Origin of the sequence: Marinobacter sp. P4B1 (assembly GCF_001447135.1) — a bacterium.
Taxonomy (GTDB): Bacteria; Pseudomonadota; Gammaproteobacteria; order Pseudomonadales; family Oleiphilaceae; genus Marinobacter; species Marinobacter vinifirmus.
In genome coordinates, this window is the sequence record NZ_LLXM01000015.1 from 1,163,511 (window position 1) to 1,187,940 (window position 24,430).

The 24,430-nt window shown below is 57.8% G+C and carries 24 protein-coding genes and 1 pseudogene; 17 read left to right on the plus strand and 8 right to left on the minus strand.

All coding sequences use genetic code 11. The features are described from left to right. Positions 1 to 87 precede the first annotated feature (87 nt). Genes AQ621_RS16875 through AQ621_RS16885 form a run of 3 tightly spaced genes read left to right on the plus strand, consistent with a single transcriptional unit; the run spans position 88 to position 3,034 of the window. On the plus strand, positions 88 to 1,065 hold the full coding sequence (locus AQ621_RS16875) for a Bug family tripartite tricarboxylate transporter substrate binding protein (RefSeq protein WP_022989595.1): 978 nt from the start codon (positions 88 to 90) through the stop codon (positions 1,063 to 1,065). Then, positions 1,062 to 1,508 carry a tripartite tricarboxylate transporter TctB family protein gene (locus tag AQ621_RS16880; RefSeq protein ID WP_058342361.1) on the plus strand — a complete coding sequence of 149 codons (447 nt, stop codon included), beginning with the start codon at positions 1,062 to 1,064 and terminating at the stop codon, positions 1,506 to 1,508. The genes AQ621_RS16875 and AQ621_RS16880 overlap by 4 nt, the downstream gene beginning before the upstream one ends. After that, positions 1,508 to 3,034 carry a tripartite tricarboxylate transporter permease gene (locus AQ621_RS16885; RefSeq protein ID WP_058342362.1) on the plus strand — a complete coding sequence of 509 codons (1,527 nt, stop codon included), beginning with the start codon at positions 1,508 to 1,510 and terminating at the stop codon, positions 3,032 to 3,034. Before AQ621_RS16880 ends, AQ621_RS16885 begins: the two co-directional genes overlap by 1 nt. A 69-nt stretch (positions 3,035 to 3,103) precedes the next feature. Here the strand turns inward: AQ621_RS16885 and AQ621_RS16890 are convergent, their stop codons facing one another. Further along, a complete protein-coding gene (locus tag AQ621_RS16890; RefSeq protein ID WP_058342363.1) occupies positions 3,104 to 3,883 on the minus strand; it encodes a GntR family transcriptional regulator in 780 nt (259 codons plus the stop codon). Positions 3,884 to 4,099: 216 nt separating this feature from the next. On the opposite strand from AQ621_RS16890, the gene AQ621_RS16895 reads away from it, so the two are divergent. From AQ621_RS16895 to AQ621_RS16910, 4 genes are read left to right on the plus strand one after another with little or no spacing between them, the layout of a single operon-like run. Beyond that, positions 4,100 to 5,791, plus strand: a complete 1,692-nt coding sequence (locus AQ621_RS16895) for an L-lactate permease (protein WP_036219753.1) — start codon at positions 4,100 to 4,102, stop codon at positions 5,789 to 5,791. A gap of 56 nt (positions 5,792 to 5,847) precedes the next feature. After that, the gene (locus AQ621_RS16900) at positions 5,848 to 6,675 is read left to right on the plus strand and encodes a (Fe-S)-binding protein (RefSeq protein ID WP_058342364.1); all 828 of its coding nucleotides are present in this window, start codon (positions 5,848 to 5,850) and stop codon (positions 6,673 to 6,675) included. After that, entirely contained in the window at positions 6,672 to 8,117 is a 1,446-nt protein-coding gene (locus AQ621_RS16905) for a LutB/LldF family L-lactate oxidation iron-sulfur protein (protein WP_058342365.1), read from the plus strand. The genes AQ621_RS16900 and AQ621_RS16905 overlap by 4 nt, the downstream gene beginning before the upstream one ends. Then, positions 8,114 to 8,785, plus strand: a complete 672-nt coding sequence (locus tag AQ621_RS16910) for a LutC/YkgG family protein (RefSeq protein WP_058342366.1) — start codon at positions 8,114 to 8,116, stop codon at positions 8,783 to 8,785. Before AQ621_RS16905 ends, AQ621_RS16910 begins: the two co-directional genes overlap by 4 nt. An 8-nt stretch (positions 8,786 to 8,793) precedes the next feature. On the opposite strand, the gene nfsA is transcribed toward AQ621_RS16910, so the two are convergent. Further along, positions 8,794 to 9,531: an oxygen-insensitive NADPH nitroreductase gene (gene nfsA, locus AQ621_RS16915; protein WP_058342367.1), complete on the minus strand. Its 738-nt coding sequence runs from the start codon at positions 9,529 to 9,531 to the stop codon at positions 8,794 to 8,796. A 155-nt stretch (positions 9,532 to 9,686) separates the two neighbouring features. Continuing rightward, positions 9,687 to 10,736: pseudogene (locus AQ621_RS16920) on the minus strand (cytochrome-c peroxidase). A 243-nt stretch (positions 10,737 to 10,979) separates the two neighbouring features. On the opposite strand from AQ621_RS16920, the gene AQ621_RS16925 reads away from it, so the two are divergent. Beyond that, entirely contained in the window at positions 10,980 to 11,525 is a 546-nt protein-coding gene (locus tag AQ621_RS16925; protein WP_058342368.1) for a rhodanese-like domain-containing protein, read from the plus strand. 47 nt (positions 11,526 to 11,572) lie between these two features. Here the strand turns inward: AQ621_RS16925 and AQ621_RS16930 are convergent, their stop codons facing one another. After that, a complete protein-coding gene (locus AQ621_RS16930) occupies positions 11,573 to 12,037 on the minus strand; it encodes a DsrE family protein (RefSeq protein ID WP_094624481.1) in 465 nt (154 codons plus the stop codon). A gap of 216 nt (positions 12,038 to 12,253) precedes the next feature. Between AQ621_RS16930 and AQ621_RS16935 the strand changes: the two genes are divergently transcribed. The 3 genes from AQ621_RS16935 (at position 12,254) to AQ621_RS16945 (ending at position 15,201) form a co-directional block, all read left to right on the plus strand. Next, on the plus strand, positions 12,254 to 13,837 hold the full coding sequence (locus AQ621_RS16935) for a tetrathionate reductase family octaheme c-type cytochrome (RefSeq protein WP_058342369.1): 1,584 nt from the start codon (positions 12,254 to 12,256) through the stop codon (positions 13,835 to 13,837). Then, positions 13,834 to 14,436 carry a cytochrome b/b6 domain-containing protein gene (locus tag AQ621_RS16940; RefSeq protein ID WP_058342370.1) on the plus strand — a complete coding sequence of 201 codons (603 nt, stop codon included), beginning with the start codon at positions 13,834 to 13,836 and terminating at the stop codon, positions 14,434 to 14,436. The genes AQ621_RS16935 and AQ621_RS16940 overlap by 4 nt, the downstream gene beginning before the upstream one ends. Before the next feature lie 138 nt (positions 14,437 to 14,574). Next, the gene (locus AQ621_RS16945) at positions 14,575 to 15,201 is read left to right on the plus strand and encodes a peroxiredoxin (protein ID WP_022989580.1); all 627 of its coding nucleotides are present in this window, start codon (positions 14,575 to 14,577) and stop codon (positions 15,199 to 15,201) included. Positions 15,202 to 15,293: 92 nt separating this feature from the next. On the opposite strand, the gene AQ621_RS16950 is transcribed toward AQ621_RS16945, so the two are convergent. Then, on the minus strand, positions 15,294 to 16,397 hold the full coding sequence (locus AQ621_RS16950) for a PilT/PilU family type 4a pilus ATPase (protein WP_022989579.1): 1,104 nt from the start codon (positions 16,395 to 16,397) through the stop codon (positions 15,294 to 15,296). Positions 16,398 to 16,705: 308 nt separating this feature from the next. On the opposite strand from AQ621_RS16950, the gene AQ621_RS16955 reads away from it, so the two are divergent. The 6 genes from AQ621_RS16955 to AQ621_RS16980 all read left to right on the plus strand — a co-directional run bounded on the left by AQ621_RS16955 (position 16,706) and on the right by AQ621_RS16980 (position 21,100). Beyond that, the gene (locus AQ621_RS16955; RefSeq protein WP_058342371.1) at positions 16,706 to 17,851 is read left to right on the plus strand and encodes an amine dehydrogenase large subunit; all 1,146 of its coding nucleotides are present in this window, start codon (positions 16,706 to 16,708) and stop codon (positions 17,849 to 17,851) included. Positions 17,852 to 17,853: 2 nt separating this feature from the next. Beyond that, the gene (locus AQ621_RS16960) at positions 17,854 to 18,390 is read left to right on the plus strand and encodes a MauE/DoxX family redox-associated membrane protein (RefSeq protein ID WP_058342372.1); all 537 of its coding nucleotides are present in this window, start codon (positions 17,854 to 17,856) and stop codon (positions 18,388 to 18,390) included. Positions 18,391 to 18,408: 18 nt separating this feature from the next. Then, positions 18,409 to 18,999, plus strand: coding sequence for a methylamine dehydrogenase accessory protein MauD (gene mauD, locus AQ621_RS16965; protein ID WP_201785342.1), 591 nt, complete (start codon positions 18,409 to 18,411; stop codon positions 18,997 to 18,999). A gap of 18 nt (positions 19,000 to 19,017) precedes the next feature. Beyond that, entirely contained in the window at positions 19,018 to 19,554 is a 537-nt protein-coding gene (locus tag AQ621_RS16970; protein ID WP_058342373.1) for a methylamine dehydrogenase light chain, read from the plus strand. A 41-nt stretch (positions 19,555 to 19,595) separates the two neighbouring features. Continuing rightward, entirely contained in the window at positions 19,596 to 20,051 is a 456-nt protein-coding gene (locus AQ621_RS16975; protein WP_058342374.1) for a c-type cytochrome, read from the plus strand. Between the two features lie 104 nt (positions 20,052 to 20,155). After that, positions 20,156 to 21,100 (plus strand): ketopantoate reductase family protein, encoded by a 945-nt coding sequence (locus AQ621_RS16980; protein ID WP_227508378.1) that lies wholly within the window; start codon positions 20,156 to 20,158, stop codon positions 21,098 to 21,100. A 201-nt stretch (positions 21,101 to 21,301) separates the two neighbouring features. Here AQ621_RS16980 and AQ621_RS16985 read toward each other — a convergent pair whose 3' ends face one another. The 3 genes from AQ621_RS16985 to dctP form a co-directional block, all read right to left on the minus strand. After that, the gene (locus AQ621_RS16985; protein ID WP_058342375.1) at positions 21,302 to 22,612 is read right to left on the minus strand and encodes a TRAP transporter large permease; all 1,311 of its coding nucleotides are present in this window, start codon (positions 22,610 to 22,612) and stop codon (positions 21,302 to 21,304) included. Continuing rightward, positions 22,612 to 23,163 (minus strand): TRAP transporter small permease subunit, encoded by a 552-nt coding sequence (locus AQ621_RS16990; protein ID WP_023008944.1) that lies wholly within the window; start codon positions 23,161 to 23,163, stop codon positions 22,612 to 22,614. Before AQ621_RS16990 ends, AQ621_RS16985 begins: the two co-directional genes overlap by 1 nt. An 81-nt stretch (positions 23,164 to 23,244) precedes the next feature. Continuing rightward, positions 23,245 to 24,291: a TRAP transporter substrate-binding protein DctP gene (gene dctP, locus AQ621_RS16995; protein WP_058342376.1), complete on the minus strand. Its 1,047-nt coding sequence runs from the start codon at positions 24,289 to 24,291 to the stop codon at positions 23,245 to 23,247. Positions 24,292 to 24,430: the final 139 nt, after the last annotated feature.

Consider the following 24,430-nt stretch of genomic DNA (forward strand, 5'->3'; position numbering starts at 1 on the left):
CTGCTTCCGGTGGCCGCCTGTTCCGACGCCCTGTCTGCACAAGTGTTTCGGGAGCCCGCACAAAAACAAACTCACGAGGCAACAACCATGTTGATCAAACGAACTCTGTCTTTTGTAGCCGCTGCGGCTGTCTCTTTCTCGGCCATGGCCTGGCAACCCTCCGGCAAAGTCGAATGCCTGGCGCCTGCCGACCCGGGCGGTGGCTGGGATTTCACCTGTCGCAGTGTGGGTAATGTGATGCAGGAGCTCGATCTGGTCAGTGGCAGTGTGCAGACCGTGAACATGGCCGGTGCCGGCGGAGGTGTTGCCTATGCCCACACGGTCAGCAAGCGGGCGGAAGACAGCAAGCTGCTGGTGGCCGCATCCACCGCAACAACAACCCGCCTGGCACAGAAACAGTTCCCGGGTATGACCGCTGACATGGTGACCTGGATCGGCGCCCTGGGTGCCGATTACGGCATCATTGCTGTGGGTAAGGATTCCCGCTACCAGAACCTGAACGAGCTGCTGGCGGCGGTTAAGGAGAATCCGAAGTCGGTGAAGTTTGCCGGCGGCAGTGCCCGGGGTGGCTGGGATCACCTGAAGGTTCTGATTGCTGCCAAGGCTGCCGGTGCGGAGAAGCTGCCGTCTGTGCCCTATCTGTCATACAACAATGGCGGTGAAGCCATGAGCCAGGTTGTGGGCGGGCAGGTTGATGCCTTCACCGGTGATCTGTCCGAAGCCACCGGGTTCATGAAGTCCGGTGATTTGCGGGTGCTGGCAGTGCTGGCCGAAGAGCGTCTGCCCGGTGAGTTTGCTGATCTCCCGACTGCGAAAGAGCAGGGGATTGATGCGGTGGGTCCGAACTGGCGCGGTTTCTATATGCCCAAAGGCGCCGAGGAAGGTGCCCGGGAATACTGGGTCGATGCGCTGAACACCCTGTATGCCAGTGATCAGTGGAAGAAGGTGATGAAGAACAACGGCCTGATTCCTTTCCACCCGCCGGCGGGCGAGTTTGAGGCCTTTGTTCAGGCCCAGGTAAAGGACATTGAAACCCTCTCACGTGAAATCGGGTTGCTGAAATGACGGGCCTTGGTGATCGTATTCTCGGCCTGGGCCTGCTGGTACTTGCCGTTGCCTATGGCTGGGTTGCCCAGCAGTGGCCCGAGCCTTTCGGTGGCGCGGAAGCGGTAGGCCCCGAAACTTTTCCGACCATTCTGTCGGTGGTGCTGGTAGTTGGCAGCCTGTACCTGATGGTAAAACCGGACCCGGACGCCCAGTGGCCGGTTGGCAAGTCGGCACTGGAACTGGTGGTATCACTGGTGGTGCTGGTGGCCTATGCGATGCTGCTGGAGCCCCTGGGCTTTGTCATTGCGACGACGATGGCGGTTGGCACACTGAGCTGGCGGATGGGGGCGAACCCGAAGCCGGCGTTTATTACCGGCCTGTTGAGCGCCATCGTGGTGTTTGTTCTGTTTAACTACGGCCTGTCTCTGAGCTTGCCGGCCGGCTTGCTGGAGGTGCAGTGATGGAAACGCTTGGTTATCTGATGGAGGGTTTTGCGGTCGCGCTGACCCTCAATAATCTGATGTATGCGCTGTTCGGCGCCTTTGTGGGCACCCTGATTGGCTGCTTGCCCGGACTGGGCCCGGCAAACGGTGTTGCAATCCTGATTCCCCTGGCGTTTACCCTGGGGCTGCCGCCGGAAACCGCGATGATCCTGCTTACCTCGGTGTATGCGGGGGCGATGTATGGCGGGCGGATTTCCTCCATCCTGCTGAATATTCCGGGTGATGAGCCTGCCATGATGACTTGCCTGGACGGCTATCCCATGGCCCGGAACGGGCGTGCTGCGGACGCATTGGCTATCTCGGCGGTGGCGTCTTTCGCCGGTGGCCTGATCGGTACCATTGGTTTGATCATGCTGGCACCGGTACTGGCCCGGTTTGCGCTGAGTTTTGGTCCGGCTGAATACTTCGCCCTGTTCCTGCTGGCGTTTGCCACCCTGGGCGGCATTACCGGTAAGAACCCGATGAAAACGGTGATTGCTGCTGCGCTTGGTATCATGATCTCTACCGTGGGTATCGATATCTCGACCGGCACCCAGCGTTACACCTTCGGTGTGCTGGAGCTGTATGAAGGCATCGATTTCATCCTGGCGATTGTCGGTTTATTTGCGATTTCGGAGCTGTTGTTCTTCGTAGAGCATCGCATGGGCAGTGGGCGCGACAAGATGTCTGTGGGTAAACTGAGCCTGAGCTTCAAGGAAATCGTCAGTACCATTCCTACCCAGATCCGGGGTGGTGTACTGGGCTTTATCTCCGGTGTTCTGCCTGGTGCCGGTGCGTCTCTGGGGAGCTTTATCAGCTATACCCTGGAAAAGCAGGTGATCGGCAAGAAGGGCAAGTTTGGCGAGGGTGATATCCGGGGTGTGGTTGCTCCGGAGGCGGGTAACAACGGGGCGTCTTCCGGCGCGCTGGTGCCCATGCTGACCCTGGGTGTGCCGGGTAGTGGAACCACGGCGGTGCTGCTGGCCATGCTGATCTCCCTCAACATTACTCCGGGACCGCTGATGTTCACCCAGAATGCCGACATTGTCTGGGGCGTGATTGCGGCGCTGCTGATTGGCAACCTGCTGTTGCTGGTGCTGAACATTCCGCTGGTGGGCTTCTTTGTGAAGCTGCTGTCGGTACCGCCCATGTACCTGTTGCCGATCGTGACCATGGTGGCTTTTGTCGGTATCTACTCGATCAGCCACAGTGCGTTTGACCTGTACTTCATGGTGGCCTTCGGTGTGGCCGGTTACTTCCTGCGCAAGCTGGAAATACCGCTGGTGCCGATCATCCTGGGCCTGTTGCTGGGGCCGGAGATGGAGAAGAACCTGGCCCACGCCATGGTGTTGTCAGACGGTGAGTGGAGCATTCTGTGGGGCAGCCCGCTGGCAATGGGGCTGTGGATTTTTGCCGGCCTTGGCCTGGCGCTGCCGTACCTGGTGGGCCCGATTCTGCGCCGCCGTATGCGTGCGGCGATCAAGGAAACGCCCGTCAGCGACTGAGTGGTTCCGCTTTCCTCCGATGTTGTCAGTCTTTGCACCGGGCTTGCCCCGGTGCTTTTTTCTTTCTGCTCACCCGGATTGTCGGGTGCTGCCCCGGCGCACGGCCCTCTCCCGCCGGCGTTCACTTTCTGAATGCGCCGAAATCGCTTGCTGCACAAAGCCGATGTGTTCCCCCGCAATGGCCCTGGCGTCTTCCGCCCGACCTTCCATAATTGCGGAGAACAGCGCTTGGTGTTGCTCAATCAGGCCCTGACGGGTGGCCGCGTCTTTTGAGTACATGCCACCGATATTGGTCACGATGTCTTTTTTCAGGAGATTAAACAGGTTGCGCATGGTGTGCAGCAGCACTACGTTGTGGCTGGCTTCGGCGATAGCCATATGGAAGCCGGCATCTGCGGCACCTTCCCGCTCGATATTTTCCTCGCTGGGTGACCGGTAGCAATTGTCCAGTTCCTGCCATGCCCGGGTGAGCAGTTCCTGGTCTACCTCGGTGGCACGTTGGGCCGCGTAATAGGCGCAGTCTGCTTCGAGTGTGCGGCGAAACTCCAGTAAATCCCGATGGGCTTCAGGGCGATTCTCCAGTAGCAGGACCAGCGGGTCACTGAAGCTGGAGCCCAGACTTTCTGTTACGAAATTCCCGCCTCCCTGCCGACTGGTCAGCAGACCTTTGGCGGCCAGCCTTTGCACGGCTTCACGCAGGGAAGGTCGGGACACCCCGAACTGTTCTGCCAACACCCGCTCCGGCGGCAGCCGCTGGCCGGGCTTTAGAGTGCCTTCCAGAATCATGGTTTCCAGTTGTTCCACGATGGTGTCGGCCAGTCGCCTGGGTGCAATGTGGTTAATCGGCATGTTGGTTCCCGCATTTAAAATTGGTCTGACCAAAAATATTTAATGCTTGTTTGTACCTGTTTTTCGGGGGTTTTTACAAGCCCTTAAGACTAAAGTCTTAAAGGGTCATTTTGACAGATAGAGGGTTGCTCAAATAATGTGTCCTACCTCTTTTTGTAAATTGGTAATACCAATTGATCAAAAGTATCAACTAACAAGAAAACGCTGGAGAACATCATGTCATCCGGATTACTCGCCCTGTTGGCATTTGCCCCCATCCTGCTGGCCGGGGTTCTGTTACTTGGATTGCGCTGGCCCGCCCGCAACGCGATGCCCGTTGTTTTCCTGGCTACGGCCGTCCTCGGCTATACAGCCTGGGACATGACCTTCAACCGGATTGTCGCCTCTACCCTGCAAGGGCTTGTGATCACCATCGGCGTGTTGTGGATTATTTTCGGCGCCATCCTGCTGCTGAACACCCTGAAGCACTCCGGTGCTATTGCTACCATCCGTTCAGGTTTCACTAATATCACGCCAGACCGCCGCATTCAGGCCATCATTATCGTCTGGTTGTTTGGCAGCTTTATCGAAGGGGCCTCAGGGTTTGGTACGCCGGCAGCTATTGTGGCGCCGTTGCTGGTAGCTGTCGGCTTTCCGGCCATGGCTGCGGTTATGCTGGGCATGATGGTGCAGAGCACGCCGGTCTCGTTTGGCGCGGTGGGTACGCCTATCATTGTGGGGGTTACCACCGGCCTTGACCAGGCGACCATTTCCGGCCAGTTGTTGGCCAATGGTTCTGATTGGGACGCCTACCTGCAGCTGATCACTTCTGAAGTGGTCGTGACCCACGGTGTTGTGGGCGTGTTCATGCCCGTGTTGATGGCCGTTATGATGACTCGCTTCTTCGGTCGCAACAAAAGCTGGATGGAAGGTCTGGAAGTGTTGCCGTTTGCCCTGTTTGCCGGCGTCGCCTTCGTGGTGCCCTACGTTATCACCGGTATGCTGCTGGGGCCGGAGTTCCCGTCGTTGCTGGGCGGCCTGATCGGCCTGGCGATTGTCACGTTTGCGGCCAGGAAAGGCTTTCTGATTCCGAAGAAAACCTGGGACTTTGCCGGGCGTGAAGACTGGCCGGCCGAGTGGGTTGGCAAGCTGGAAATGAAACTGGAAGACATCGCCGCCCACCCCATGAGTGGCTTTCGTGCCTGGTTACCGTATGTTCTGATGGGTGCGATTCTGGTGATCAGCCGCACCGTGGAGCCGGTGAAAGACTTCTTCGTCAGCATTGGCGTATCCTTCTCGAACATTCTGGGTGAGGCCGGTGTCAGCGCCGGTGTGCAGCCACTGTATCTGCCTGGCGGCATTCTGGTGATGGTGGTGATAGCCACCTTCTTCATCCACCGAATGAGCACCCGGGCCATGGGTGAAGCCCTGAAAGAGTCGGGCGGGGTGTTGCTCAGCGCGGGTTTTGTACTGCTGTTCACCATTCCGATGGTGCGGATCATGATCAACTCCGGCGTCAACCTGGCCGACCTGCCAAGCATGCCGCTGGCCATGGCCACCTGGGTGGCGGATTCTGTGGGCGGCATCTATCCCTTCCTGGCGCCTATGGTCGGTGCGTTGGGTGCTTTCCTTGCCGGCTCCAATACCGTATCGAACATGATGTTCAGCCAGTTCCAGTTTGGTGTTGCCCAGGGCCTCGGGTTGTCTACGGCACTGATGGTGGCGGTGCAGGCTGTTGGTGCGGCTGCCGGTAACATGATTGCGATTCACAACGTGGTTGCGGCCTCTGCCACAGTGGGTTTGCTGGGTCGTGAAGGGCAGACGCTTCGGAAAACCATTCGCCCGACCATCTACTATCTTGTAATGACCGGTGTAGTTGCCCTGGTGGCAGCCTATGCTTTGGGCGTTACCGACCCTTTGATGAACTGATCTGAAACAACGGGCAGGGCTGCTCCGCAGCCCCCAGAACCCGGAGACAATGACTGATGAGTGAGCTGTTCTACGACGCCGCCCCAAATGCCACCCGCGTGGCTCCTGAGCGACCCAGGCCACGAACGTATCCGGCCAAGCCGGCCGAGGTCACGCTGTTCGGCACCTGCGTGGTGGACCTTTTCTTTCCCGAGGCCGGCCTGGATGCCATCCGCCTGCTGGAACGGGAAGGCATTCGGGTGCACTTTCCGCAGGAGCAATCCTGCTGCGGCCAGCCGGCCTGGACTTCCGGCTACGTGAATGAGGCCCGGGAGGTGGCGCGGGCACAGCTCAACCTGCTCGACAACGGCTTGCCGGTGGTAGTCCCCTCGGGCTCCTGTGCCGGCATGTTCCGGCAGCACTACCGGGAAGTGTTTGCGGAAGAGCCGGATACCCTCAAGCGTGTGGATGACCTGGCCGAGCGTACCTTCGAGCTGACCGAGTTTCTGCTGCACGTATGCAAGGTAGACTGGCAGGATCTCGGTCAGCCCACGCAGATTGCCCTGCACACCTCCTGTTCCGCCCGTCGGGAAATGAACACCCACCTGCACGCCCGGGAGTTGCTGGGCAAGCTGGCGAACGTCGAGCGGCTGGACCACGACCACGAAAGCGAATGTTGCGGATTCGGCGGCACTTTCTCCGTGCGCATGCCGGAAGTCTCCGGCGCCATGGTGCTGGACAAAACCCGCGCACTGCGGGAATCCGGGGCGGTGGAAATGGTGACCGCCGATGGTGGCTGCCTGCTCAACATCAACGGCTCCCTGGAAAAACAGCAACAGGCGTTCCGGGGCCGGCACCTGGCCAGCTTCCTGTGGGAGCGGGTAAGCGGAGAGGTAAAACCATGAGCCAGCGTATACCGGTAAAAAACCTCACCGACAGCTTCCGTGGCCGCGCGGTGGGCGCCCTGGCCGACGACCAGCTGCGCACCAACTTCCGCGTCGCCATGGATTCGCTGATGCAGAAGCGGGCCGATGCCTTCCCGGACGAGGAAGAACGCGAAGGCCTGCGGGAGCTGGGTAATCACATCAAGGCCCGGGCCTTGTCGCAGCTGCCGGATCTGCTGGAGCAGCTGGAAGCCAAACTTACCGAAAACGGCATCAAGGTCCACTGGGCCGAGACCACCGAAGAGGCCAACCGGATTGTCCATTCCATCATCGAGGCGAAGCAAGGCTCTCAGGTGGTGAAGGGCAAGTCCATGGTCAGCGAAGAAATGGAGATGAACGACTACCTGGCCGACCGCAATATCGAGTGCCTGGAGTCCGACATGGGCGAGTACATCGTCCAACTGGATGGCGAAAAGCCGTCCCACATCATCATGCCTGCGATTCACAAGAACCGCTTTCAGGTCTCCAAACTGTTCCACGACAAACTGGGCGTGGATGAGACCGAGGATGTGAACGAGCTGATCCAGATTGGCCGGCGCACCCTGCGCCAGAAATTTCTGGAAGCGGATGTCGGGGTGTCTGGCGTCAACTTCGCCATTGCCGAAACCGGCACCTTGCTGCTGGTGGAAAACGAAGGCAATGGCCGCATGAGCACCACGGCGCCGCCGGTGCACATTGCGGTCACCGGTATCGAAAAGGTGGTGGAAAACCTGCGGGACGTGGTGCCCCTGTTGTCGTTGCTGACCCGCTCCGCATTGGGCCAGCCGATCACTACCTACGTGAACATGATTTCCGGCCCGCGCAAGGCGGATGAGCTGGATGGCCCGGAAGAAGTGCATCTGGTGCTGCTGGACAATGGGCGCAGCGGCGCCTTCGCCGATGCCCAGCTGCGCCAGACCCTGAACTGCATCCGTTGCGGCGCGTGCATGAACCACTGCCCGGTGTATACCCGGGTGGGTGGCCACACCTACGGTGAAGTGTATCCGGGGCCGATCGGCAAGATTATTACGCCGCACATGGTCGGGTTGCACAAGGTGCCGGATCATCCCAGCGCGTCCTCCTTGTGTGGCGCCTGTGGCGAAGTGTGCCCGGTGAAGATTCCGATCCCGGAAATGCTGCAGCGCTTGCGCCAGGAAAACGTGAAAAGCCCCGCCGAACAGCCGAAAGTGAAAGACGGTGGCGCCAAATATTCCCGCAAGGAGCGGGCGATCTGGCGCTTCTGGGCCAGCCTGAATACGTCGCCGGTGTTTTACCGCCTGTTCCTGTGGGGCGCGACCCGTTTTGGCAAACTGGCACCGAAAAACGTCGGCCCCTGGACCGAGAACCACTCGGCGCCGGTGCCGGCTCGCCGGTCTTTGCATGACCTGGCCAAAGCCCATTTGAACCAGGGGGATCAGCGATGAGCGCCCGCAGTAACATTCTGAACAAGCTCCGTGCCGGCCTGGCCGGCACCACCCCCCGGCCGGATGATTTCGATGAGGGCCTGGTGACCCGCCCCTGGCAGTATGCGCCGGAGGACCGGATTACCCGCCTGCGTTCGCTGATGGAAGCGGTGCACACCGAAATCCACCAGCTGACGACTGAGCAATGGCCCGCCAAGGTTCAGGAATTGCTGGAAAGTCGCGGTCTGAAGAATGTGCTCTATGCCCCGGGTACCGAGCACGGCAAGCAGCTGGCGGAGCACTGGCAGCGTGCGGAGCCCAGACCGGAGCTGTTGGTCTATGACCGCCCCATTGAGGAATGGAAGGAGGAACTGTTCTGGCAGGTGGACGCCAGCGTGACGGGTACGGTGGGCGGGATTGCTGCCACCGGTTCACTGGTGCTGTGGCCGGATCGCCATGAGCCGCGCCTGATGAGCCTGCTACCGCCGCTGCACATTGCCCTGCTCAAGGCCAGTGAAGTGGAAGACAACCTGTACGGCATGATGCAGAAGCACAACTGGTCCTCGGGTCTGCCCACGAACCTGTTGCTGGTTTCAGGCCCGTCCAAGACGGCGGACATTGAGCAGGTGCTTGCCTATGGGGCCCATGGCCCGAAAGAGCTGGTGGTCCTCATCCTTGAGGACGCCTGAGGGAGGGGTTATTTAACCCCGAAGCCCCGCTTGTTCAGGAAATCCTTCATGTGCGGCCGGAGCTTGCTGGTAAACAGCGGCTTCAGCTGCTCGGACCAGTTGGTGTCCTTGTTGCCGCCGGTGCGCTCCTGGTAGTACTGGTGCATGGTGTCGTCAAAGCTGGCCACCAGGGCTTCATCGTCAGAATCGTCGTAGGCGTCTTGTTTCAGGATGGCGGCCAGGGGCAGACGTGGTTTCACTTCCGGATCCTGGTCCGGGTAGCCGAGGCACAGGCCAAATACCGGGTACACATGCTCCGGCAGGTTGAGCAGTTCGCTCACTTCCTGCGGGTTGTTGCGAATGCCGCCGATGTAGCAGATGCCCAGCCCTTCGGATTCAGCTGCCACCACAACATTCTGGGCGATCAGTGCGGCGTCAACGCTGGCCACCAGCAGCTGCTCGGTCATGCCCCGGACCACCTCGGCACCGGCTTTCTCGGCGGATTCCGTAGCGCGCTTCATATCGGCACAGAACACCAGGAAGTCCGAACAGGTTTCGATATAGGCCTGGCCGCCGGCCAGTTCAGCCAGCTTCTTCCGCTTTTCCGGATTGACCACGTGAATAATGGTGTAGGCCTGCACGTGGTTGGAGGTGGCGGCACACTGGCCGGCGCGGATCAGTTCTTCAAACAGCTCCCGGGGAATCTGTTGATCCTTGAACTTGCGGATGGAACGGTGGGATTTCAGGAGTTCAATGGTCGGATTCATAGCCCCTCGTCTGAGTCAGGAAAAGACAGACGATAGCTTGCTTAACAGAGCGGGCGCAACCGGACGAAGGTGGGTAGTTGCCGCAGCGGGTGGGACACAGGCACAAAAAAGGCGCGCCGGGTGGCGCGCCTTGGCAGGGGGAACGAACCCGGTAATTACGGAATCATGTCCACCGGCTTGGGAGTGTCAGCAGTGCTCGGCGGCAGCACCGGATAGGTGACCTCCGGAATGTTGCCGGTCAGGGTTTTGAGGAACGCCACGATGGATTTCACTTCGCTGTCGTTCAGCTCGGTACCCAGCTGGGCAGTGCCCATAACCGCAACGGCTTCTTCCAGGCTTCAGACGGCACCAGAGTGGAAATACGGCGCGGTCAGTTCGATGTTGCGCAGTGGTGCTGCCCGGAACACATACTCGTCAGAGGCGGTTTCGGTTACGGAGAAGCGACCTTTGTCGCCGGCGGGAAGGATTTCGGCACCGGGCTTGGCGACCAGGCCGAACGGATAGTAGTTCTGGCCGCCGAGGTTCACGCCACTGTGGCAGGCGGTGCAGCCGCGGTCCATAAACAGGGCCAGGCCTTCTTTTTCCTTCTCGTTCAGGGCCTCGGAGTTGCCGCGCAGGTATTTGTCGAAAGGCGCTTCCGGTGTGATCAGCGTTGCTTCATAGGCTTCGATGGCGACTGCCATGTTATCGAAGGTGACCGGGTTGTCCTGGCCCGGGAAGGCATCTTCGAAGCGTTCGATATACTCGGGCATGCTCTTGAGGGTGGAAACCACGCGATCCGGGGTGCTGCTCATCTCAACACCGGCCTGTACCGGCCCTTTCGCCTGTTCGGCCAGGTCTGCGGCGCGGCCATCCCAGAACTGTGCTGCGTTGAACACCGCGTTGAACACGGTCGGAGAGTTACGGGGGCCTTTCTGCCAGCCGTGGCCGATAGAGGTGGGCAATTCGTCATCGCCGCCCAGGCCTACGTTGTGGCAGGTGTTACAGCTGATCAGGTGGCTGGAAGACAGGCGCGGTTCAAAGAACAGCATCTTGCCCAGTTCAACCTTGGCCTGGGTCAGTTCATTGCCGTCGATAACCGGGGGATACTTCGGGATTGGCTCGAACATGCTATTGGCACGATCCATCAGGTCGTCGGCCATTGCGGAGCCGGCCATCATACCAAGGCTTATGGCCAGGGCTTTTACCAGGGGGCGTTTGATCATCGTTCTCTCCTTATGAGACAAGTTGGTCTCCCTCTACTAAAGCTAACAAACCACCCGGTAACTGCACGAACTATTGGTAACAGTCGGCAGCGAAATTGACGGTCGTCAATTTATGTTTTTTGTCATGACAACCGGGCTTCGGGTGCGACATTTCGCCGCGAGTTTGGCGTGCCTGTTGGCTGTCCAAGTCATGGTTATATCGTTAATCTCGTGGTGAAACTTGGAAAGCCTCAGGAGAGTGTGATGAAGAAGTTCATGTTAACGACGTTACTGGCTTTCGGTATGGTGGCCGGAGCCCAGGCAGAGGAGGCGTTGTCACTGACGCCGGAAGACACCTATAAAATGGTTCAGGAACAGGGCGATGAAATGCTGTTCATCGACGTTCGGGATCCGGTGGAGATCATGTTCATCGGCTTCACCGATGCGGTGGACCAGAACATCCCGTTCCAACTGGTAGACCGCACCCGCTTCAACGACGAGAAGCAGGTTTTTGCCATGGACCTGAACGAGAACTTCGTGGCTGAGGTAGATGCCGCGCTGGAAGCCAAGGGCCTGGATCGTGACTCGCTGATCGTGACCATGTGCCGCTCTGGCTCTGCCCGTGGTAAACCCAGTGCCGACTATCTGCTGGGAAAGGGTTTTACCAATGTGAAGTACGTGGACAACGGCTTCCAGGGTAGCACTGCGAAAGAAGGCGAGAAGAAGGGAATGCGCGTGGTGAACGGCTGGCAGAATTCCGGCCTGCCCTGGGCATCCAAGGCTAATCCTGAAAAGATCTACCGTCCGTGATTGTTCGGGTGCCCGCCATGGCGGGCACCCTGATCTGTCTTATTCCATCAGAAACTGAATGTGCGGATTTTGCGATCCAGCATCTGGCCGGCCATTTGCGGGGGCATGGCAACGCCAACGCCGTCGATCAGATCGTCCTTGCCGTACTCGCTGTTGGGCAGGTACAGGGCGCATACGTTGGCGGTACCACCGGCTTTCAGCAGGCCGCGGAGCATCTGCCCCGGGGTCACATTTTTAGGCGCCAGGGCCTCGGCTTCATAGGACTTCAGGGCCAGGTCGCCGGCTTCGTCGCACAGCAGTACGTTCACCCTGGCACCCTGCTCGGCCATGGTGTTGGCCAGTACCATGGCCATGCCCTGGGTCTGGTTGGAGTCGCTGGACAGGATTACCAGTACTTCGTCTACGTTGTTGCCCTTGTTGGCGCGGTTGTCTTTTTGCTTCTCGGCCATGGCGTGGGCGGGGGCCAGGGCTACGAGCATTGCGAGGGTAAAAACCTTGAGTACATTCGACATGGGTGTGCTCCTTTTAAGTTTGTCTTCCTGATCAATATAGACGCGTCGAATTCTGCGGTTCAGTGACATTGTCACTGTTCGTTGATGATAGGTGGCATAGATTGATCTTGCTTAAGTCTCAATCAGGTAGGCCTGCAAGCGTCAGATAGCGGGCTAAACTTACAGGCAGGTCTTCGGGATGGGCGGGTGATTGCTATGAACAAGGATGCACAAAGGATGGTTTGGCGCACATGGCATGGTTGGGCCGCCGTGCTGTGCCTGTTTCTGGCGCTACCGGCTATGGCTTTGGAGAAATCGCCCACCACGGCCGACCACAGCAAATTCAATGCGTTACAGGGGCCTTTCGAAAAGGCCGAAGATGTCACTGCCGCCTGCCTGCAGTGTCACACCGAGGCCGGCGAGCAGATTCGGGGGACTACCCACTGGACCTGGCTCTACGACCACGAGAAAACCGGGCAGGTACTGGGCAAGAGCAAGGTGATCAACAGTTTTTGCGGCATGGCGGTCACCAACGAGCCCCGCTGCACCTCCTGCCACGTGGGCTATGGCTGGCAGGATATGAACCAGCCGCCCCCGCAGGCGGAGAATGCCGTGGATTGCCTGGTTTGTCATGACACCACCGGCGACTACTGGAAGTTCCCTACGCTGGCAGGTTACCCGACTTCAATTCCCCGGGAATGGCCTAAGGGCAGTGGCAAGATGGTAATGCCGCCGGACCTTGAGCACATCGCCCAGAACGTGGGCGCCAGTGGCCGGGCCAATTGCGGTAGCTGTCATTTCCATGGTGGCGGTGCAGATGGCGTGAAGCATGGGGACCTCGACTCCTCACTGATCAACCCGCCGAAAGAACTGGATGTGCATATGTCTCCGGACGGCCTGAACTTTGGCTGTTCGGATTGCCACACCACCATGGGCCATGCGGTATCCGGTAGCCGATACCAGGCCAATGCCCGGGATACCCTGGGCATCGATGTGCCGGGCCATACCGATTTCTCCCGGGCCAGTTGTGAGTCGTGCCATGGCCTTGCGCCCCACGATAAGCCCAAGCTGAACGATCACGTAGATAAACTTGCCTGCCAGAGCTGCCACATCCCGGCCTTTGCCCGGGGTGGCGTGGCGACCAAAACCTGGTGGGACTGGTCGACGGCGGGCCGGCTGGATGACGATGGAAAGCCTGTTAAGGAACTGGATGAAAACGGCCATCCCAGTTATCTGAGTGAGAAAGGCGATTTCCGCCATGGCGAGAATGTGGTGCCGGAATACGCCTGGTTTGATGGCACTGTGCAGTACACCCTGGCTGGTGACCCGCTGGACATTGATAATCCGCCGGTGGCCATCAACAAGGTGGAAGGCGGCCCGGATGACGGCAAATCCCGCATCTGGCCGTTCAAGGTGATGCGGGGCAAGCAGCCGTTTGATACCGAGCGGCAAGCCCTGCTGGCCACTCACGTATTCGGGGCAGACGATAGCTCTCTCTGGAGCAATTTCAACTGGGAGAAAGCCCTGCAGGCCGGCAGCGACATGTCTGGCATGCCATACAGCGGCCAGTTCGACTTTATTGAAACCACCATGCACTGGCCGATCACCCATATGGTGGCGCCGGCTAACGATGCGGTGAAATGCGGTAGCTGCCACAAGGCCGAAAGCCGGCTGGCGGGGTTGGGTGGCATCTACATGCCGGGCCATCACAGCAACGTGTGGCTTGACCGGATAGGGTGGTTGCTGGTGGCGGCCACGCTGTTTGCGGTACTGGTGCATGCCATGGCGCGGATCGTGTTCAGCGGGAGGAAAGGGCAATGAGCCGGGTATTGATGTTCAAACGCTTTGAGCGCTTCTGGCACTGGAGCCAGGCGCTGCTGATCTTCGTGCTGCTGTTTACCGGGTTCGCCATTCACGGTACCTATGAGGTGATGCGGTTCAGCACCGCGGTGCAGGTACATACCCTGGCGGCCTGGGCGTTGATTGTGCTTTGGGTGTTTGCCATTTTCTGGCATTTCACCACCGGTGAATGGCGCCAGTACATCCCGACCCGTGATGGTTTGTTCGCGGTCATGCACTATTACCTGATTGGCACCTTCACCGGTGCCTCCCATCCTTACAAGAAAACCTCCAAGGCCAAGCACAACCCGCTGCAGCGGCTGGCGTACCTGTTTTTCAAGGTGGTGATCTCGCCGATTATCTGGGTGTCCGGGCTGTTATACCTGTTCTACAACGACTGGCCGGCAACCCTGGCCGGCGCCCTGGAGCTGGAAACCGTGGCCCTGGTGCACACTGGCGCGGCCTTCGCCATGCTGGTGTTCATCATTGCCCATGTGTACATGACGACGATGGGCAAAACCCTGACCAGCCACATCAAGCCTATGATCACCGGCTATGAGGATCTGGACGAGCACCATTAAAGCGTGTGTCCAGTTTTCATTTTGTTAAAACTAATGGAACTATAGATATATTCTTTTTGATATAAGAGGTGTGGCCGGATACTCTGGCCTTGTAGTCAAACAAAGCCAACTATCTGGCAAACCGACAGGAGAAAGATTATGTCCATCCGTCTTGGCGAAACCGCTCCGGACTTCAAAGTAGACACCACCAAAGGCGCGATCAGCTTCCATGAGTGGGCTGGTGATTCCTGGGTGTTCTTCTTCAGCCACCCCGCTGACTTCACTCCGGTATGTACCACTGAAATGGGCCGTACTGCCCAGCTGGCCCAGGAGTTTGCGGCCCGCAACGTGAAGCCGCTTGGCCTGTCTACCGACTCTGTAGACGAGCACATGAAGTGGATTGACGACGTAAACGATACCCAGAGCTGTGACCTGCAGTTCCCGATCGTTGCCGACGAAGACCACAAGATTGCCCAGCTGTACGACATGATTCACCCGGGTGAGAGCGAAACCGCCGCCGTACGCAGCGTGTTCATCATTGATCCGGCCAAGAAAGTCCGCCTGACCCTGACGTACCCGATGGCGGTTGGTCGTAACTTTGACGAAATCCTGCGTGTTATCGACGCGCTGCAGACAGCCGATGCCAGCAAGGTTGCCCTGCCGGCGGACTGGCGCAAGGGTGGCGATGTGATTATCCCGCCGTCCATCTCCAATGAAGAGGCGAAGGATATCTTCCCGCAGGGCTGGAACGAACTGCGTCCTTACCTGCGCATGACCAAGATCTGATTTGACGCTGCACTGAACTGATCAGGTTCACAGCCTGCCCCCGGCCTGGTTGCTCACGACACCGAGCAGCCTGGTTCGGGGGCTTTTTTGTGTCAGTCTCTGTCGAAGGTCAGGCTGTCGGAGTTGCCGGCGAGGCTGCCTTTTTCCAGCCGGATTTTCACTTCCAGGTTGTGGCGGGAATCGGCGTTGGCCAGCGCGGTGTCTTCGGTGATCTTGCCCTGGTGGTAAAGGTCCATGATGGCCTGGTCGAAGGTCTTCATACCCTGCTGCTGGCTCTTCTCCATGACTTCGGTAATGCCCTCAACTTCGCCTTTATTGATGATGTCCTTGATGTAGGGGCTTGCGAGCATCACTTCGACCGCTGCGCAGCGCTTGCCATCTTTGCCTTTCAACAACCGTTGGGCCACCACGGCTTTCAGGTGCAGGCTCAGGTCCATAAACAGCTCTTTGTGGGCATGCTCCGGGAAGAAGTTCACGATCCGGCGCATGGTCTGGTCTACGTTGCTGGCATGCAGGGTGGATATGCACAGGTGCCCGGTTTCCGCATAGGTGAGGGCTTGCTTCATGGTTTCACGGTCGCGGATTTCACCGATCATGATCACATCCGGTGCCTCGCGCATGGCCCGGCGCAGGGCTTCGCTATAGGAGTGAGTGTCTACGCCCACCTCCCGCTGGTTCACAACACTCTGCTTGTGGGTGTGGGTGTATTCGATGGGGTCTTCAATGGTGAGAATGTGGCCGGTGGTGTGGTTATTTCGATAATCCAGCATCGAGGCCAGGGTGGTGGACTTACCAGAGCCGGTGGAACCCACCACCAGAATCAGCCCCCGGGGTTCCATAATCAGCTTCTCGAGAATCTTTGGCAGGCCAAGGGTATCGATGGACGGAATCTCGGTTTTCAGGTGGCGAATCACCATGCTCACTTCGCCCCGCTGCCAGAGCACGTTCACCCGGAATCGCCCGATATTGGCCAGCCCCACCGCCATATCCAGCTCCAGCGACTTCTCGAACTCCGCCCGCTGCTTGTCTTTCATGATCGAGTACGCCAGTTCCTTCACGGCGCCCGCTGGAAGGTGCTTCTGGGTGATGGGGGCAGTGTGGCCTTCGACTTTCATCATCACCGGGGCTCCGGTGGAGAGGTAGAGATCGGAGGCACCTTTGTCGGCCATGAGTTTGAGGTAGGCGGTGAGGTCCATCGGCGTTCCTTTAGGCGTTGAAAAACGATGATATGTGCCAGTGTAGTAGGTCTTAGTCTTGAATGGCGATCTAACGATACTAAGCGCTTATAGCTCGCACTTTCTAAGAGCCTTCGGCCCTGTTTTAGTGCGATTTAACTCTCTGATATACAGATATTTCTCAGTGTCAGATCGAAATTCCGCCAATGTGCTTGTTCTTTGATCAGCTACTGCCCTGATTTCAAGAAAAGGCCAATCTGGCACACCTTGTGCTCATCTCCGAATCAGGAGCGTACCAACGCCCTTTCCCTACACTCGGAGGTTTTCATATGCTCAGTACAAGGTTTGCCCTCGCTGCGCTGGCAGGTGTTCTGATTTCAGGAACCGTCCAGGCGGCCGATAAATTTGTGCCGGAAGTGCTTACGGTTGAGGAACGGATTCAGCCCGGGCCGAATCTGTTTGTATTGGACCAGAGTTGGGATGGGTCAAGCCAGACCGTTGTGCTCTCCCAGGACGACCTCAGTGTTAAAGGAAACCTGAGCTTTGGCATTGTTGGTCAGATGGTCGCCAATAGTGATTTTTCCCGTCTTTACAGCCTGTCTCATTACGCTAAGCGGATCACATACGGCCCGACCGAGTCCGTACTTCAGGAGTTTGATGTGTCTACCCTGAGTCTGCTTCGGGAAGTGGTGGTGCCTGAAAAAGCAGCTCAGGTAGCCCCGTCCAACGCCATCCTGAAGATCTCTCACGACGACCGCTACGCCTTTATCCAGAACGCCACACCGGCTACCTCCGTGACGGTGGTAGACCTTGAGACTGGCAGTGTTCTGCAGGAAGTACCAACACCAGGTTGCTTCGGCGTGTTCCCGGCTGCGGATTCGGTGAAGTTCACCACGGTCTGTGGGGATGGCCGTTTCCAGAGCTTTTCCCTCGCTGCGGATGGCCGGTTCGGCTCGCCGGACAGCAGTGACAAGATCTTTGATCCGGACAAGGACCCGGTATTTATTGTCGGCAAGCGGGCCGGTGATGAGCTGCTGTTTGTCTCCTTCTTCGGCACTGTTTACCGGGTTTCGGACAGCGACAAAGCGCCTCGCCTGATCAGCCAGAAATCCTTCACGGAAGGCACTGAAGGCCAGTGGGCCCCCGGTGGTGTGGATGTGGTGGCCTACAACGAGGCCCATAAGGTGCTGTTCGTAACCATGCATTCCGAAGCCTACAACGGCAGCCACAAAAATGGCGCCGAGGAAGTGTGGGCGGTGGACCTGGCCAGCGCCAAGGTGCTGGGGCGCTCCGAGGTCAAGCACCTGGTGTCGCTCTCGGTAACCGACGGCGAGCAGCCGGTGCTGTTTGGCCTGGATGAAGAGGGCGTGCTGTACCGCTATCAGGTGAAGGCGGATGCTGGATTCGCCCTGGAGGAAACCAACACGGTTGAAGATGTTGGTGGCTGGGCCATTTTCTCCATCGCAGGCTCCTGATCATGGGCCCCGATCTCCTGCAGATGTTCGTGCTGACCACCATGGTTCTGCTGGCCCTGCTGTTTACCCACGCAGCCTGGCACAAGGCTTCGGATTACGGTCGGTTTCTCGGGTATGTCATCAACTACCAGTTGCTTCCGGAATGGCTGGCGGGGCCTTTGGCCAGAGCGTTGATAGCGGCCGAGGCGGCGTGTGTGCTGTTGCTGGTTTATCCGGACACCTCCTGGCTGGGGGCGTTGGGGATGGTGGGGCTGTTGTTGGCTTACGGCGCAGCCATGGCCGTCAGCCTGTTCCGGGGCCATGCCGAGATCGATTGCGGCTGTGGTGGCGCGGCGCACCCGGTTTCGTGGCTGCTGGTGCTGCGCAATCTGGTGCTGGCGGGCCTGGCAGCCCTGGTTGCGCAGCAAGGTGTGCAGGCACCCGGGCTGGCCGGGTTGATGGTGGCGATACCCGCCGGCACCGGGCTGTGGCTGATCTACAACCTGTTCGGAAAGCTGGCCGAGAACCAGCGGCTGCTGCTGGCTAACAGCAAATACTGACATTCAGAGGGAAATACTGTGGCAATTCTATCTTTTACCGTTGTTTTGCTGGCCTTGATGGTGGCCGGGCTCATTCTGGGCTTCTTCGTGCTCGCCCGACAAGTCGGCATCTTGCACGAGCGGGTGGCACCTGTGGGCGCCATGATCAACGACAGCGGCCCCAAAGTGGGCGAGCTGTCCCCGGTGTTCAACCTGGATAGCCTGACCGGCGGCAAGGTGAACCTTGGCCAGCCGTCCGGCAAGCATAGCCTGGTGTTCTTTCTGTCGCCGACCTGCCCGATCTGCAAAAAGCTGCTGCCGGCGCTCAAGTCGATCCAGAAATCCGAAGCCGGCTGGCTCTCTGTGGTGCTGGCCAGTGACGGCGACCAACCCCGCCACGAGCAGCTGATTGCCACACAGAAGTTGGAGCAATTTCCTTACGTGTTGTCGGAACATCTTGGGGTGACTTACCGGGTGGCCCGCTTGCCATTTGCCGTGCTGCTTGACGAGCAGGGTGTGGTGCGGGCCAAGGGCCTGGTGAATTCAAGAGAGCAGTTGGAAAGTTTGTTCAATGCGCTGGAAACCGGCTATGCCTCTGTGCAGGAGCTGGTCAGTAAAACCGCTAGTTAATAAGTCCGGGAGGACACTATGCCCAGAATGATAGATCGTTTGTTTAACCTGATTGATAAGACATCCGAGCAATCCACCAGGAAAGCGGCGCAGAGCTATGGCCGCCGATCCTTCCTGGCCAAGGCCGGAACCGTCATGGCCGGCGCCATGCTGGCCCCGGTTCTGCCGTTTGACCGGTCTCTGGGGGGCGCCGCGTTTGCCGGCACACTGGAAGACGAGAACGATTGTAGCTACTGGAAGCACTGCGCACTGGACGGCAACCTCTGTTCCACCTCTGGTGGCTCTCTGACTTCCTGCCCACCGGGCACCGAGGCTTCCAAGGTGGCGTGGGTCGGCACCTGCCGCAATCCGGCCGACGATAAGGACTATCTGGTGTCTTACAACGATTGCTGCGGCCGGGCCACGGTGCCCAGTTCCACCTTCTGCTTCACCAGCGAAGGGGAGCGCCCGGGCTACCGGATGGGACTGCACAACGACATCAACTGGTGCATGGCCAATACCAACAAGGGGTATCACTGCACCGTTTCCGTGGTTCTGGGCGTGGCTAATGGCTGAACCCTGGAATGAGTACCCACTGAACTTAGGGAGTTAGGAAGATGATACGGAAACGGACAGGAAACCTGCTGCTGACAACCCTGCTGGCTGCACAACTGCTGGTGCCGGCAACGGCTGCCGAGCGATCGGCGCAATCCAACTACATGCTGCGCTGTACCGGTTGCCATGGCATGGATGGCATGGGCGTGGAAGCCGCAGGCATTCCTCCGTTTCCGGGTTTTGTGGAGGTGTTTTTCAACGATGCACAGAGCCGGCTTTACCTGATGCATGTGCCCGGCGTTGTTGGCGCTGGTCTGAACGATGCCGAGATTGCCGAGGTGATGAATTATGTGGTGGAGCGCTGGGGCCAGCCCGGTGTGGCAGTCGAGCATTTTACTAAAGAAGAGGTTGATCAACTCAGGCAACGGGAGGTCCGGGATGTGGTGGCGCTGAGGCGGGAGATTACGGAGCGGTTGGCCGGGGAGGGGGTGGCTTTGCCGGAGTATACCTGGCCTTGAGAGCTGGGTTTCATTTTCGATAGTTGATACGACCTTTCGGGTGTTCTACTTTTCGAGCACTTCCTTTATCGTGCCGGAAGGCTTATCTGCACCCAGAGGTTTCAGTGGCGACTCTCAGAATTCTTATTGTTGGTGCCGGCGGCATCGGCGGCTATTATGCCGCAAGGTTGGCTGAAGTCGGCCAACAGGTTGTACTGACCGCCCGTGGAGATCACCTCGCGGCCCTACAAGCGAACGGCCTGACCGTTGATTATGAAGGGCAGGTTTTCCACCACTCCCTCCCGGCTTGCCACCACCAAGACCTTATTCATAACTATCAGGCGGATGATTTTGACCTGATCGTGATAGCCCTTAAATCGACAGCCACCAGCGCAGTGATGACGGAGCTTTCTGAATGGTTGAGGGCTGGTTCGGTTCCGGTGCTGTCTCTTCAAAACGGCGTAGATAACGAACCCCTCATTTCAGAAGTGGTCGGAGAGGGCCGTGTCTTGGGTGGCCTTGCGGTGCGTATTGGCGGCCATATTACCGAGCCGGGCAAAGTCTTCGCCGAAGGCGTTGCCCAGGTAGTGATGGGCGTCTGGCCTCAGCAACAGCCTGATGACCCAAGGGTGGCTTTACTGAAGAGGCTGGAGGCAGCCTTTAATGAGGCGGGTATTCCAACCACCGTAACCGAAAACATCCGTTATGAGCTTTGGCGCAAACTGGTGATTAATAACGGTGTTAATCCGCTGTCTGCGCTCACTCTTCTGGACACCCGAAGCCTGACCCATCATCCGGAATTCGGCAAGATGGTCTACGGGATGATGGCTGAGACTGTAGAGGCCTCCAGAGCCGATGGTGTGAACCTGGCGCAGCGGGATCTCGATGACATGTTTGAGCTGATCAGCAGCTTTAACGCCATCAAAACCTCCATGCTGGTGGATCAGGAGAAAGGCCGGCCGCTGGAGCTGGATAGCATTGCCGGGGCGGTATTGCGGCGATGTGAGAAACTAGGCGTGGAAGCACCTTACACTTTCACCGTGAATGCAGTTTTGAAACACCAGAACTAGTCCTGGTGGCGCATATAGTGCACACCCAATCAATTTCCCGGACACCGGCCCGCTGCTGGCAGGCGCTGCGTGGCGGGGAGTCTGCTGAGCAGTGTCGGGAATTTTGTCCGAATGCAGATACCTTTGATCGGCTTTAAAGCATAGCCCGGTACTTGTTTGACCAACAAAAAGGCCTGAGAAACCTCAGGCCTTTTTGCTATCTCAGAAGAGTAATTCCGGCAACCAGGTTGCGATCTCCGGGAAGATCATGATCAGGATGATCCCAACGATTTCTACCAGTACAAACGGAATGATCGACTTGTAGATATCGTTCATTGTGACCGACGGAGGCACTACACCTTTCAGGTAGAACAGGTTGAAACCAAAGGGTGGTGTCTTGTAACCGATCTCCATGTTGATCACGAACAGAATGCCGAACCAGATTGGGTCAAACCCTAATGCCGTGATAATCGGAATAAATACCGGCAGTGTGATCATCATAATGCCGACAGGGTCCAGAACCATCCCCAGGAAGAAGATGATGACCATCATGGCAATAATAGTGCCCCAGGCTCCACCCGGGATCATGGCCATAATGCTTTCAATCAGGGCCTGGGCTCCCATGCTTTGATAAGCAGAGCTGAATGCGTGGGCCGAAAACAGGATCCACATGGTCAAGCCAGTCAGCTTGAGGGTGCGGATCGCGGCTTCATTCAGTACCGACCATTTGAACTCGCCGTAGACCGCTGCTGAAATCAGCGCACCGAGGACACCCATGGCTGCGGCTTCTGTGGGTGTAGTGAGTCCGCCCATGATGGAGCCCAGTACCATTCCCACCACACTGATCGGCAGGAGAACAGAGCGCAGGGCGCGGAACTTTTCAGGCCAGGATGCCCGGTCTTCTTTAGGAAGCGCTGGTGCCAGGTCTGGCTGCAGGGCGCAGCGGACAACAATATAGAGGGTGGTGAGTACCATCAGCATAATGCCGGGCATAACACCTGCAGCAAACATCTTGCCTACGGATACACCCGTAATCAGGGCATACAGAATCATCAGGATACTTGGCGGAATCAGAACGCCCCAGCCGCCACCGGTATTGATAACCCCGAGTGCCATCTGCTTGTCGTAACCCCGGGAGAGCATGGAGGGGAGTGCGATCGCACCCATAGCGACCACTGCCGCACCGCTGATGCCCACCATGGCTGCAAATACCGCACAAATACCCAGAGTACCGATGGCCAGGCCGCCCCGGAGGCCGCCGAACCAGAGATACATCATGCGGTACAAGTCTCGCGCAACACCTGTGCGTTCGAGAATCATCGCCATGAAGACAAATAGTGGTATGGCCACCAATGTAAAGCTTTCCATGGTGCCCCAGATCTGGGAAACCACCATGTAGAAGGAGTCAAAGCCCCAGGTGAAATAAAGAAAAACAACAGACACACCACCCAGCACGAATGCCAGTGGCAGGCCAAGCAACAGGAAAAACAGCAGCGAACCAAAGAAAAGAAGCGTCATGACTTCAATGCTCATTATGCTTCTCCTTCTTCAGAATGGCTTTTCCGCTCGGCGGGGTCGTAATAGCTCAGGTTAAATGCGATGGCGATATCCTCCAGCAACCTCACAATGCCTTGCAGCAGCATCAAAACAGAGGCAACAAAGATGGCTCCCTTGGCTGGCCAGATAGGCGGGTTCCAGGCAGAAAAGGAGGTTTCCCGGCTTTCGAACGACTCAGAGGCCATGTCAAAGCTGAACCAGACCAGCGCCAGCATGAAAATGAAAAACAGAATAGAGGTGAAAATGTCGACAAAGCCTTGGGCCCTCAGCTTAAGCGTCGAGTGCAGCAGATCGACATTCACGTGCCCGCGGTGGGCCATGATGTATCCGCCAGACATTACTGCGTATACACCGAACAGCAGCTGTGTCAGTTCATTTGTCCACACCGAAGGTGAATTGAAAAAATAGCGCAGAGCTACTTCAAGTATCAGAAAGACAAACATGGGAAAGACGATCAGGGCTATACATCGGCCAACGTACTCGTTGAGCCTGGTGACGCCTTTCATGAATGCGCTGACTACGCTCATGGCACTCTCCGGGGGACTTTGATGTGAACTGAGAAAACAGGCCCCGGGGGTTAATCGGGGCCTGTGGTGTTGCGTTTAAGATCAGAGGTAGCCAAGTTCGCCAAGGAACTGCTTGAGCAGGCTCAGAGCCTTCTTGGCCTCATCGCTGCGCTTGGCTTCTTCATCCCACATGCCCTGGGCGGTCTGGGCAAGCTTCTGCTGAACATCATCAGGCATCACGTTTACTTCAACACCTTGATCAGCAACGGCCTTGGCCAGGGCGATACGCTCTTTGTACAGATACTGGTTGGTACGAATCCAGAATTGCTCATCCAGAGCCTGCTTCACTACCTGTTGGAGGTCTTCAGGAAGTTTGTCCAAGGCCTTCTGGCTGACGATGATGACATCAGTGCCGGCAATGTTCAGCGCAGGCTGAACGTGGTACTTGGCAACATCGTACAGGCCCATGCTCGCAGCACCCTGGGCAGCGCCCCAGTGGGCGCCGTCTACAATGCCGGAATCCAGTGCGGTGTACAGTTCACTGCCCGGGATATAGGAAGCGGAAGCACCGGCTTCGGTCAGGAACTTCTGAAGCGCACCGGAGGAACGGATTTTCAGCCCCGTGAAGTCCTCCCAGCTGTTGATGGGTTTGCTGGTAACCATTTCGGTCGGGTAAACCTTGTCGGTTGCCCAGTAAACGCCAGACTTGGCGGCTTCATCCCGCAGCATTTGTTCGAAGCCCATGTTCTGGTGGAAGTACGCGGCTTCCCAAACGTTTCGGAATGCGAAGGGCAGGCCAGAAGCAATGCCGGCCAGGGTCATCTTGTCCTGGGCATAACCGGGAGAAATCGTACCCATTTCCAGAATGCCACGACTCACGGCATTGAAGGTTTCTGTGGCCTTGAACATAGCGCCTGCTTCAAACAGCTGGAGCTTGATCCGGCCTTCAGAGCGTTCTTCGATCACATCCTTCAGTCGACCAAGGCTGTCCTGGTAGGAGCTGCTGGAGCCTGGCCAGTGGGACTGAACCTTCCAGGTGTAGGTTTTTTCAGCGTATACAGGTGCGCTGGCGATAACAGCAGATACACCCAGTGTTAACGCGGATGCATAGGTAGTAAGGTTTTTTCTGAATGTGGCAAGGAAGCCCATAAGTTTGCTCCAGTATTTGTTATAGTTGCATTGCTTGTGTTTCGCAGTGCAGAATATAAGACTGCACCGTGAACTTTTGTTGTTCGACTTTATCACAAGATTTGCCATTTGCAATAGGACGTTTTTCTCCTGTTTCAGA